General features: G+C 48.6%; 9 protein-coding genes. 4 read left to right on the top strand and 5 right to left on the bottom strand.

The window, feature by feature from the left end:
* Positions 1–43: 43 nt before the first annotated feature.
* Entirely contained in the window at positions 44–451 is a 408-nt protein-coding gene (locus tag BST96_RS02595; protein ID WP_085757188.1) for a GFA family protein, read from the top strand.
* 32 nt (positions 452–483) lie between these two features.
* Here BST96_RS02595 and BST96_RS02590 read toward each other — a convergent pair whose 3' ends face one another.
* The 5 genes from BST96_RS02590 to BST96_RS02570 form a co-directional block, all read right to left on the bottom strand.
* Complete coding sequence (locus tag BST96_RS02590) at positions 484–1,662, bottom strand: acyl-CoA dehydrogenase family protein (RefSeq protein WP_085757187.1); 1,179 nt, start codon at positions 1,660–1,662, stop codon at positions 484–486.
* 81 nt (positions 1,663–1,743) lie between these two features.
* On the bottom strand, positions 1,744–3,255 hold the full coding sequence (locus tag BST96_RS02585) for an AMP-binding protein (protein WP_085757186.1): 1,512 nt from the start codon (positions 3,253–3,255) through the stop codon (positions 1,744–1,746).
* A gap of 27 nt (positions 3,256–3,282) precedes the next feature.
* The gene (locus BST96_RS02580; protein ID WP_085757185.1) at positions 3,283–4,089 is read right to left on the bottom strand and encodes an SDR family NAD(P)-dependent oxidoreductase; all 807 of its coding nucleotides are present in this window, start codon (positions 4,087–4,089) and stop codon (positions 3,283–3,285) included.
* Positions 4,090–4,100: 11 nt separating this feature from the next.
* A complete protein-coding gene (locus BST96_RS02575) occupies positions 4,101–4,265 on the bottom strand; it encodes a rubredoxin (protein WP_085757184.1) in 165 nt (54 codons plus the stop codon).
* Positions 4,266–4,289: 24 nt separating this feature from the next.
* Entirely contained in the window at positions 4,290–5,159 is an 870-nt protein-coding gene (locus BST96_RS02570; protein ID WP_085757183.1) for a fatty acid desaturase, read from the bottom strand.
* Positions 5,160–6,198: 1,039 nt separating this feature from the next.
* Here BST96_RS02570 and BST96_RS02560 point away from each other — a divergent pair.
* From BST96_RS02560 to BST96_RS02550, 3 genes are all read left to right on the top strand, one after another.
* Positions 6,199–6,543 (top strand): helix-turn-helix domain-containing protein, encoded by a 345-nt coding sequence (locus BST96_RS02560; protein ID WP_169713876.1) that lies wholly within the window; start codon positions 6,199–6,201, stop codon positions 6,541–6,543.
* Positions 6,544–6,669: 126 nt separating this feature from the next.
* Positions 6,670–9,021 (top strand): enoyl-CoA hydratase-related protein, encoded by a 2,352-nt coding sequence (locus tag BST96_RS02555; RefSeq protein ID WP_085757180.1) that lies wholly within the window; start codon positions 6,670–6,672, stop codon positions 9,019–9,021.
* A 28-nt stretch (positions 9,022–9,049) separates the two neighbouring features.
* Positions 9,050–11,608, top strand: a complete 2,559-nt coding sequence (locus BST96_RS02550) for a CaiB/BaiF CoA transferase family protein (protein ID WP_085757179.1) — start codon at positions 9,050–9,052, stop codon at positions 11,606–11,608.
* Positions 11,609–11,612: the final 4 nt, after the last annotated feature.

Genomic DNA, 11,612 nt, shown 5'->3' with positions numbered 1-11,612 from the left:
CTAAGCCAATCGACCAACCAAAAAATATACCAAGGAGCTTGAAATGGCAGTAACAGGACAATGCCTTTGTGGGCAAATAACCTATGAACTTAAAGCGGCACCTACTATTACGGGTGTGTGTCACTGCAAGAACTGCCAAAGGCAGGCAGGCTCAGCATTCTCGACACTGGCTGCTGTTGCCGTTTCAGACTTTAAATTTACCGCCGGGCAACCGAAGCTTTATCGAGATAGTGATACCGATAGCGGCAATAGGGTTAAACGTTATTTCTGTGACCATTGTGGCTCACCGCTTTATTCAGCTGTCTCGAGTAAACCTGACACTGTATACCTTAAGGCCGGAACTCTGGATGATACCAGTGGCTTTATCCCGCAATTTAACGTTTGGTGTGATAGCAAGCAAGATTGGGTAATACTTGATGAAGGCGTTCCCAATATGGCCAAGCAGTCTTAGCTTTAGTGATGACTATCAGTGAGCCTTACCACTCAGGGTAAGTCTCTGTCGATAAAAGGCAAGGTCTCATCCTTATACATATCGCGCGCCACAATTAATTTCATCACCTCAGAGGTACCTGCATAAATCCGTGTGACTCTGGCATCGGTGAACATGCGACTGATAGGGTATTCATCCATATAGCCAGCACCACCGTGAAGCTGTACACCTTCATCGACCACACGGCACTGTAATTCACTGCTAAGTAGTTTGACTTTGGCAGCATCAACCGCACTTAATGCATTATGGTTAAGTGCTTTTACGCATTGATCAAGATAAGTCTGCTGCATATCCAGTTCCGCACGCAGGTCAGCCAGTTTGAATTGAGTGTTTTGAAAATCAGCCAGAGACTTTTTAAAGAGTTTTCGATCTCTGGTGAAATTCAGCGTAATATCAAAGGCTTTTTGGGCAGCCGCTAAACTGCTCGACGCTGAAATTAGCCGCTCTTCAGCCAGGCCTTCCATCAAATACGACAGCCCTTTAGCGTCATCGCCTAACACATTGCTCTTGGGTACGATAACATCCTGAAAAAATAACTCGGCGGTGTCTTGCCCTTTCTGGCCCATTTTTTTCAACATAGGGCCGTGAGTAAACCCTTCAAAGTTTCGCTCTACAATAAATAAACCGATATTGCGTGGGTTATTGCTTGGGTCAGTTTTGGCCGCCACAATAATCACATCCGCGTTAATGCCGTTGGAAATATAAATCTTATTCCCATTCAGTAGATAGTGATCCCCTTGATCAATAGCCGTGGCACGCATACCCGCCAGGTCACTGCCTGCATCCGGCTCGGTCATGGCGATGGCCAAAATACTTTCACCGGCTACACATTTTGGTAAAAATCGTTGCTTCTGTTCTTCATTGCCAAAACGGCTTAAGTACGGGCCTACTAAACGGCTATGGGTCGTTGCTCCCCAATCACCGGTGAGGGCGTATTGGTTTTCTTCGATAATAATTTGTTCAAAGCGAAAATCGTTATCACCCATACCGCCATATTGTTCATCTGGCCAGGTCATTAAAAAACCCAACTTACCGGCTTTTAGAAAAGCTTCTCGCCCGACAATACCTTGTTCGCGCCAATGTTCCATATAAGGCACAATTTCCTGCTGCAAAAACTTTCGGTAAGCGCCACGAAATAGGGTTTGTTCTTCGGTAAATTCACGCTTTAACATGATTTTAAATTCTCTTTAATAATAGGTTTTATCGCTGACCAGAGCAGGGTAGCTATTCGTTTGTTTAGGCCGGTAGATGTTCTACTCTGTATGGGTTTCTCTCAGAACAGCTTTTTGTATTTTTCCAGCAGCGTTTCTTGGTAAAGAGGTTACCAGGGAAAATTTCCTCGGTATTTTATAACCTGCCAACTGGTCTCGACAAAATGCTATGACCTCTTTCTCGTCAAGCGTGTCGGCTACTTTGCTAACGCAAACGGCTAGCAAGGTCTCACCATAGGTTTTGTCGGGTATACCAATCACTGATGATTCAACAATATCAGGATGCTTGTTCAGCACCCGCTCCACTTCGAGTGGGTAAATATTTTCACCGCCGGAAATCACCATATCTTTGATGCGGTCACAGATATAAACATAACCCTCTTCATCGATATAGCCTGCATCACCGGTGTAATACCAACCGTCTTCAACCACTTCGCTGGTAGCTTGCTGATTGTTCCAGTAACCATTCATTAACGTCCTGCTATAAATGGCAATTTCGCCAGATTCATTGGCGGGCAAAGGATTTTTGTCGGCATCTACAGTGATCACTCTTACACCGGGAGCGGGCCTGCCTGCTGATTTCAAAATATGTTCTTTGCCGGCGATGGCTTTTTTGTGATCTTCAGCCGTGAGGAAAATGGCCCCACCTGATAATTCCGTCATGCCATAGCCTTGCAAAAAATCAGCGCTAAAAACGCTCATGGCCTTTTTCAACAACTGACTATCAATAGAGGACGCACCGTAAACCATTCTCTTTAGTGAAGTTACATTGTGAATAGAGCCCGCAGAGAGCAGGGCAACAAATGCCTGCAACATAATAGGGGCCACAATGGTATCTTCTATTTGATGGCGATCGACTAAAGCCAGGGCGAGATCCGGATCGAAGTCCTGCAATATGACTGTAGGTTTGCCATTGACCAGATTAATAAATAGCTGCCCCAAACCCACCGCATGAAACAGTGGCATCAGTAGTAGTGACGGTTGTTGGCTATTGAGTTTTGGTGGCATCAAGGCATTGGTTACCACCAGTTCAAATAATTGTCGATGGCCACTGACCACACCTTTTGGCTGCCCTGTTGTGCCAGAGGTATACATCTGGCAAAGGTCTTCACTCACTGATGTTGCAGCAGCGGTAATAAGCTGGTGGGCGTCAAGGGACGAATAATCCAGTGGATAAGATTTCACTCCAAGTTGATTACATAAGTCAGTTAGTTCGTCGCTAGCGAAGTCTGCACAAACCATCAGCGAACGAGCTTGGCTATCTTTAAGAATATAGTTGATTTCAGGCAGAGAAAGCCGGTAGTTCAAGGGCACAAAAACGTGTCCGGATTTGATGGATGCAATAACCGCCACCACTAAATCAATCGAGTTTTTGGCCAGCAGGGCTATTCTATCCTCTGATTTCAAGCCCAGCTTATTAATATCATTGAGCAATGCATCAGACAGCCGATCAAGGTCTTGATAAGAGACCGAAGTATCCCCTTCGATAAGGCAGGGTAGAGAGGGACTTTCAGTCACATGAAAATTAAAATAATCGAGAATATTGTAATGCATCGGTTTAAATCCTATAGCAATGACTGATTAATAAACTGCCGTATGGCCACCATCCAAAGTGATTTCAGCACCGTTCATCAACAGCGATGCATCAGAGAGTAAAAACGCAATGGCACCGGGTATTTCTTCGGGCTGGCCTGGTCGTCCATAGGGGTTACCCATCATCAGTACTTGTCCGGCTTCTTCGGCTGAACTGAACACGCCCCGGTCAATCGCAGCTTGAGTACCCGCGATAGACACACCTGCACTCATCACTCCGGGATGCACGGTATTCGTTCTAATATTCAAGCCTTGTCTTGGCAGTTCATTAGCCAGAGATTTTGAGAACATATTGACCGCCCCTTTTGAGGCGGCGTAAGCACTATGCATCAAGCCGGCAACATGACCAAAGATGGACGAGATATTAACAATGGAGCTACTGCCGGCTTCTTTCGCGCCAAGTTCCAGTAACGGTAAACAGTTTTGACAGCCAAGAAACACGCCCTCTACATTCACTTGTAGTGTTTGCCGAAATTGTTCCAGCGTCATCTCTTGAAATGGCACATGCAGCATGATGCCTGCATTGTTGACCAGACCTGTTAGATAACCCAACTGTTGCGCAATAGTACTGGCAGCAGCCTGCCACTGTTCTTCGCTACTCACATCCAGCACTACAGATAAAGGTGTATTGCCGCTGATAGCCTGAATCTTTTCACTGAGCGCTGCCAGTGCCGGTTCATCGATATCAGCAATCACTAATTGCGCACCGCAGCCAGCCAGATGCAAAGCCATTGCATGTCCCAAGCCATTGCCTGCGCCGGTTATTAATAGGTTCTTTCCCGATAAATCACTCATCCTAATCCCCTTTATTCAACAACTTCTTCATAGTCTTCTTTTGTGGCGCCACATTCAGGGCAAAACCACTCGTCGGGAAGATCTTCAAGTTTGGTACCTGGTGCGACCCCCATATCCGGCTCACCCAGAGCCTCATCATAGACATGGGAGCAAAAGCGACATTGCCATTTTTTCATGCTACTAACCTCACAATAAAAATCTCACTTTGACTTAGAGCTAACCACCCCATCGAGGGAGAAGGCTTTTACAAAAATAGGTTGATGACTCATATGTTCTTCTTTATTCATCTCCCAGAGTTTTATATACCGGTAGAAAGGTGCAGAAGGGTAAAGGTGATGCAGCAGGTGATAGTTTTGATACATCATTACTGGTGTCAGCAGCCACTCAAAGCCTTGCCGAATATTAGTGGCTTTGTACTCATCTTCAGCAGCGGTTGCCGCAAAGGGTATATGCGGTAAATAGACAAACATGGCGACAAAAAGAAACGAGCTAATACGCGTCGGTAAAAACCATAGCATCAGAATTTCATAGCCATAGCCGAAGGCGACGCCGACAATAATCATCGTCAGAACGACGCTTAGCTTGATATAGATAGACCCCATCAGCCGCTTGCGCATAGGGCCGGCTCTATTGAGAAAGTAACGGGAGTAATGAAAATCAAAGTTCGCCCACCGCAGGGGGAACCATAGATCTATTGAATGCCCATAGGCATCCGGGTCTTTATCATGATCGTTGGTAAACCGGTGGTGCTGCATATGGATCCAGCGAGCGACGTCTAAAGAGGCGAAGCCGCCAAAGAAAAACATGGCAATATGCCCAAGCCCATTGTTGATGGCCTTATTTTTTGAGACGGCACCGTGGGTAGCATCATGGGCGACGGTAAAGCAGTAAAAGCAGAGCACGCCACTAATCAGTGTTCCCAGCCACATAGGTATGGCATCGGTTAGCGCCAGATAATAGGTAGCAGCAAAACCCAGCATGCAGAGACAGAACAGGCCCAGCGTTGGCCAGGCCATTTCCGGGGCCTGTTTTAAGCGGTTAAACCTTAGAGTTTGTTCTGATATGGTCATTTATCACCTGCCTTTAGCGCTATACAGCCTTTGATTCAGAGCATTGAATACGAATCGGTTATTGGTTTGGGCATGCTATTGAGCCCATAGTGTGCCCTTCCACTAATAGTATACTAATTAAAGTTACGGTTAGTCAAAACAGATTTTTGTATCAATGGCTAATAATGACCGATCTGTAGTGGGGGCGAAGGTAATGGCACTGCCTTAAGCTTAAAATGCTGCTGTAGGGTGGATTATAATCCACTGCTGTCTCATAGTTTTGCGAATTATTCGAAGATTGGGAACGAGCTGTACTGGGTAGGGGGTTATGGGACACGCTGCAAGCCTTCCCTGTACCCAAAGCACTCCCTTCGGTCATGGGGCAGGCTCGGCGCTCGGGAAAATACATCCCTGTATTTTCACGGTCCCAGAACCCCCTACCCAGCACAGCTCTTGCATCACGTTCACGCTTTTTACCACCCGCCATTACTGGGTTTCACGCCTTTTTGTTTTCAACAACACTGAAAGAATGCGTGATCTGAAGGTAGTGAGCTGTCTGTTTTTAGTGGCGTACAAAAGCAGGGAGGACGATTACGAGATGTTAGAGCCGTCCACTAAAAATAGACAGCTTACTGCCGGATGGTTAGTGGAAACCAAGTTCAAATTCATGTCCTAAATACATCTAATGCGATCTATCCCGCACCACTAAAGTGCCAGCGAAGAATAGAGAGGTATTTGTGAGACAGCAGTGGATTATAATCCACCAGCCGTTAATGATTTGCAGGCCGATGGTGGAATATATTCCACCCTACAAGGCTCAATGACATTCTTGAGGCAGTGCCATTCGGGGCGAAGGCGATTAACACTATCCTGAAATACCAGCATTGGTAGATTTTTTTTGGTGTCAAAGAGGGCACTTGGTACTAGTTTGTAAAAAGTTGACTTGAAATTATTTTTATATAGTATACTGTTTATAATGATTCAGGAGTCTCATATTCCCACTTGAGCGTGCTGTAATAATTATTGCGGCATGCTCTTTTTTATCTATCAAAAAATCACTATGACACCGATGACCTATCAGCAAAAAGTTAAGTCCGCTATTGGTAGCACACTTGATTTTAATTCCCTGCCCAGTCAAGAAGCCGTCGCTCGTCAACTTCATATGTCCGCCCGCACTTTGACACGTAGGTTAAGGGCAGAAAATACCAGTTTTAAGCAAGTATTGGATTTGTATATAGAGCAAATGATCATGCCGCTTATCGATGATTGTCAGTACGGTATTGAGGATGTAGCGCGTCGGTCAGGTTACGCTACCAAGGAATCTTTTACCCATGCCTTTTATCGCTGGAAGGGAGTAACCCCAACAGAATACAGGCGTCGAATCATGCTGGCTGCCACTGGCTGATGGCTTAACGATAACAAGACCTCAAGCGTAAAGATGTTAATTGATATACTTTTTAAAACAGTATACTCTTTATAGGGTGTCTGTTTTTTACAGTTTATAAATTAGTTAGCTGAGAGGTTGTAATTAGTGTCTATTGATTTAAATACCCCCATTATTATCGGTGTGGGTGAAGTTACAGAGCTGTTGACTGAACCGTTGCAAGAGGCCTCTTCGGCCCACGCTCTGGCAGGTCAGGCAGCTGCAATAGCACTTAATGATGCCTTGTCAGTCGAACAGCTGGCGAGCGAAATTGATGTGGTAGTAGCCACCCGAACTTTTCCCGACAGCAATGCCATGTGGCCACAGCCCTTTGGCAATACCAATAATATGCCCCGCTCTATCGCCCAGCGTGTTGGCGCCAATCCAACCAGGGCGATTTATTCCACCATGGGTGGCAATACACCGCAAAAACTGGTGAATGAATGGAGTGAACATTTGGCTGACGGCAAGGCCAATATGGTATTGCTGGCCGGAGCCGAAGTCATTGCCAGCACTAAAGCCGCGATAAAGGCCCAGCAGTCATTGGATTGGGCAGAGCAAGTCGATGGGCAGTTGGAAGACCAAGGCATTGGTATGCAGGGTATGCTCAGCTACGAACAGATGAAACATCAACTATTGGCCGCACCCGTTTCTTACGCTATCTGCGAAATGGCCAGATGTAACAGTCAGAATAAAGAGATCGCCAGCTATACGCAGGAGATGGCAGCCTTGCTGGCACCTTTTTCGGCGGTGGCGGCTGACAATCCCAATGCCATGTTCCCGCTTAGCCTGAGTGCCGAAGAGATTGCCAATCCGGCCGGCAAAAACGCTTATGTTGCTTATCCCTATACCCGCGCCATGGTGGCCAAAGACGGGGTTAATCAAGCGGCCGCGGTAGTGTTAACGACCGTAGGCAAAGCACAGCAACTAGGCATTGACCAGAGCCAGTGGGTTTACCTGCATGCCTATGCCGATAGCTATGATAAAAGCTTGCTGGAGCGAGAAAAACTGGGTGAGTCCACCGCATTGACCGGCGCTTACCAGCAGGCTTTAGCCACCGCCGGCATTCGTGGTGCTGACCTTGAGTTTATCGATATCTATAGCTGCTTTCCTATTGTAGTTTCAGAGGCGAAAGCGGCACTGGGTTTAGATGGCACTGATCAGTGTTTAACCCAAACCGGCGGCCTGCCTTTCTTTGGCGGCCCGGGCAATAATTATTCTATGCACGGTATTGCTGCGGTGGTGAATCGACTGCGGCATAAACCCGATAGCTATGGACTGGTCGGTGCTAATGGTGGTGTGATGCACAAGCATTCGGTGGGGGTTTATTCGACTCGACCTGGCTGGCAGCGCTGCGATTCTAAAGCCTTGCAGGAACAACTAAACGCAGTGGCGGCGGTGAAGCTGGATAATAGCCCTGAAGGTGAAGCGGTGGTGGAATCCTATACGGTTCAATTTAGTCGAGGCAAACCCTTATATGCGGTGGTTATCGGTCGCATGGTAACAAGCGGTGCACGCTTTATTGCCAACAATTTTTCCAACGACCAGGCGTTTATTGAGGCCTTGTTAAGTCGCGATATGCTTGGCCAAACTATTTTTGCCGGCGCCATAGGCAAGGGTAACCGCGTGGCTTTATCTAAAGAGGCGCTGAGTTTGCAGATGCCGGTCCCAGCAACGGAGTTTAGGGATAACTATGAGTTTTGCACGGTAGCGCAAAAGGGGCATATTCTGGAAGTGACCATCAACCGCCCTGAAGCTATGAACGCTTTACACCCCTACGCCAATGAGGAGTTGGCAGAGGTTTTTGATGTCTATGAAAGTGATGCTTCGCTCTGGGTTGCCATTCTAACCGGAGCGGGTGATAAAGCCTTTTGTACCGGCAACGACCTGAAGTATTCCGCCACGGGCAAGCCTATGTGGACGCCAACGTCCGGTTTTGCCGGCATTACATCACGCCGTAGAACTAAGCCGGTTATTGCCGCGGTCAACGGTTTTGCGATGGGTGGTGGGATGGAAGTTGCACTGGCCTGCGACATTGTTATCGCCGATAAAAAAGCGCAGTTTGCCTTACCCGAAGTTAAAGTGGGGCTGATTGCCGGTGCCGGCGGTATCCAACGATTAACACGGCAGATTCCACTCAAGCAGGCGATGGATTTATTGATCACCGGTAAACCCATTACGGCGACTCGAGCGCAGGAAATAGGCTTTGTGAATCAAGTGTGTGACAGTGGTGCGGTGATGGAAGCGGCAAGAGAATACGCCACGCTATTGTGCCAAAACTCCCCCTCGTCTATTCGTATAACCATGAAGCTATTAGCAGAAACTAATCTGCACAGTGCCGTTGAAGACTCCGTAGTCGGTATACCGGCCGCCTTTGATGAGTTGCTGGCCAGTGAGGACTTTATGGAGGGGCCCAAAGCCTTTGTTGAGAAAAGAGCCCCGAAATGGTCTGGGCGTTAACACTTTAATAGCTTCAGGATAAAACAGCATGTCAGTCAATACCTCCGATAACCAAGCCGCTTTGCCTTTATCCGGCCTGCGGATACTGGATTTGTGTGACCGTATTGGTCAGGGTTGTGGCCGTCAATTGGCGGATCTGGGTGCCGAGGTGATTTTGGTTGAGCCGCCAGGGGGAATGGCCTCCAGACTGCGCGAGCCACTCTATCAGGGGCAAAGCCTTACTTTTGCAGCCCGCAATGCGAATAAGAAAAGTGTGGTGATTGATTTAGCGGTCAGTGAAGGTAAAGAACAATTTCTAAGTTTACTGAAGAGTGCCGATATCGTGTTGGATGGTACAGAGTCAGGCTATCTGAATGCAAAGGGTTTAGGGGCCGCCAAATTACGCGCTTTAAAACCCGAGTTGTTGGTGTTATCCATTAGCGATTTTGGTTTGCAGGGGCCCTATAAAGATTTCAAGGCGACTGAAGCGGTCCATATGGCCATGGGCGGTGAGCTATCGCGTTCGGGGACTGCGGGAAATAAGCCCTTATTACCACCGGGTGATATGGCGCTGGAAACCGCCGCTATTCAGGCAGCTTGGGTCGCTTTGCTGGCCTACTGGCAGCGCCTGCACACTGGGCAGGGCGATACGCTGGACTTCTCTATTAATGATGCCGTGGCTCAGATTCTGGACCCACCCATTGGTGTGACGGGCAGCGCCTCTGCCGGTCGTACCGCCATCGAAGTGGCGATTAAAGGGCGCACCGTGGTTGATTTTGTGCCTGGTCAATTACCTTCCCTGGCGCTAATGTATCCGGTTTTCAAATGTGTCGATGGTTATGTACGCGCCTGTGTACTCAACCCACGGCAGTGGCAGGCCATGTCGGCATGGCTGGGTCCTGATCATCATTTTAAGCACCCCAAGTACGGCAAGGCGGCTGTCAGACTCTTGAGTATCGGCCCGATTAATGAGCTGATTGCGGCTCTGTTTGCCGATAAAACCCGTGAAGAGCTGGTGCTGGCCGGTCGTGAAAAAGGTATTCCTATTGCCTCGGTGGCGCAGCCATCGGAGTTATTTAACGATCAGCATTTTGCGGCCCGCGACTTTTTTGTAGACCTTACATTGGAGGGGGCTACCGGGAAAGTCCCTGCCGGTTATCAGCGGATTGATGGTCAGCGCGTGGGGTTTCGTCAGCCGGCACCGGCCGTTGGACAAGATACTGTAGCCCAGTGCGTGGCACGGCTGAGTGATGAGGCGCAGACACCGGATCCATTCGGTAGTGAGCCGATAACGCGGCGCCCTTTAGCCGGGTTGTTAGTGTTGGATTTAGGTGTGATTGTGGCGGGGGCAGAGCTGGGCCGCCTGTTTGCCGATCAAGGGGCGAGGGTGATTAAGCTCGAGAATAAAGCCTTTGGTGATGGCATGCGGCAAAGCTTCGATAGCAACCCAGTGTCCATACCCTTTGCACAGGGCAACCGAGGCAAGCAATCATTAGGCTTAAATTTACGCTCCGAAAAAGGCATTGAACTGTTTAAACAGCTGGTTGAGCAGGCTGATATTGTGCTCTCCAATTTCAAGCCGGGGACGATGGATAAGCTGGGTATAGGCTATGAAGTTTTACAGTCGATTAACCCGCGCATTATATGTGCCGAGAGTAGCGCCATGGGCAGCGCCGGCCCCGAAGCCAGCACGATGGGTTATGGCCCGCTGGTACGTGCCAGTACTTCACTATCAGGCCTGTGGCGTTACCCGGAACAGGAAGCGGGCTTTGCGGATGTAGTCACCATTTACCCTGACCACTTTTCCGCCCGGGTGAGTGCAACGGCCATCCTTGCCAAACTGATTCAGCGCAGAGCCACCGGTGTCGGCGGTTTTGTGGACTTGTCTCAGGCTGAATGCATTATGAATGTATTGGCGCCCGAATTTCTGCGCGAATCTTTAGCGCCGGGCACTATGGTCGCCAAGGGTAATAGCCATGAGTTCAACGCACCTGACTCGGTATTTTCTTGTCAAGGGGATGACCAGTGGTGTGTCGTATCAGTGACCAGCGATTATGAATGGCAGGGGCTATGCAGGGCTATGGGGCGAGACGATTTAGCGGAAGATAGTCGCTACGCTAGTGCCTTGGGTAGAGTGCAGCACCGTGAACAACTGGAAGCGATGGTGACACAGTGGAGTGCCAGTCTCTCGCCCTATCAAGTGATGATGGCGTGTCAGGCACAGGGTGTGCCCGCGGGTAATATGCTGCGACTCAGCGAGTTTCTGCAAAATCCGCACTATAAGGTCAGGCACTTCTTCCGCCTGCTGGATCAGCCTACTGCAGGCAGGTTGTTAGAAACAGAAAATGGCCCAGTTGGCTTTAGCGAAACTTTGCCACCGCCTGTCATTAACCGGGCGCCGGCTCAGGCAGAGCATACTCGTGAACTGATCAGGGAGTTGCTTGAGTTATCTGATCAGGAGATTGACACCTTGGTGGCAGCCGGCGATCTTGAAATCGGCAAGCCGGCAGATTGGGGCGTGGCCAGGCAAAGGTTAAAAACTCTGGCCGTTTCTCTGGGCGTTAAAACCATACTTAAAGTTGCGGCGATCAAAGCTCGCTTAAAATAGAAGG

Origin of the sequence: Oceanicoccus sagamiensis (assembly GCF_002117105.1) — a bacterium.
GTDB classification, from domain to species: Bacteria; Pseudomonadota; Gammaproteobacteria; order Pseudomonadales; family Dasaniaceae; genus Oceanicoccus; species Oceanicoccus sagamiensis.
This window is presented reverse-complemented; position numbering and strand designations above follow the sequence as displayed.

Bases quoted from the DNA above. Each gene is read 5' to 3' on its own strand.
- BST96_RS02575 (WP_085757184.1), bottom strand. From the start codon at position 4,265: ATGAAAAAATGGCAATGTCGCTTTTGCTCCCATGTCTATGATGAGGCT.
- BST96_RS02570 (WP_085757183.1), bottom strand. From the start codon at position 5,159: ATGACCATATCAGAACAAACTCTAAGGTTTAACCGCTTAAAACAGGCC.
- BST96_RS02590 (WP_085757187.1), bottom strand. From the start codon at position 1,662: ATGTTAAAGCGTGAATTTACCGAAGAACAAACCCTATTTCGTGGCGCT.
- BST96_RS02585 (WP_085757186.1), bottom strand. From the start codon at position 3,255: ATGCATTACAATATTCTCGATTATTTTAATTTTCATGTGACTGAAAGT.
- BST96_RS02560 (WP_169713876.1), top strand. From the start codon at position 6,199: ATGACACCGATGACCTATCAGCAAAAAGTTAAGTCCGCTATTGGTAGC.
- BST96_RS02580 (WP_085757185.1), bottom strand. From the start codon at position 4,089: ATGAGTGATTTATCGGGAAAGAACCTATTAATAACCGGCGCAGGCAAT.
- BST96_RS02595 (WP_085757188.1), top strand. From the start codon at position 44: ATGGCAGTAACAGGACAATGCCTTTGTGGGCAAATAACCTATGAACTT.
- BST96_RS02550 (WP_085757179.1), top strand. From the start codon at position 9,050: ATGTCAGTCAATACCTCCGATAACCAAGCCGCTTTGCCTTTATCCGGC.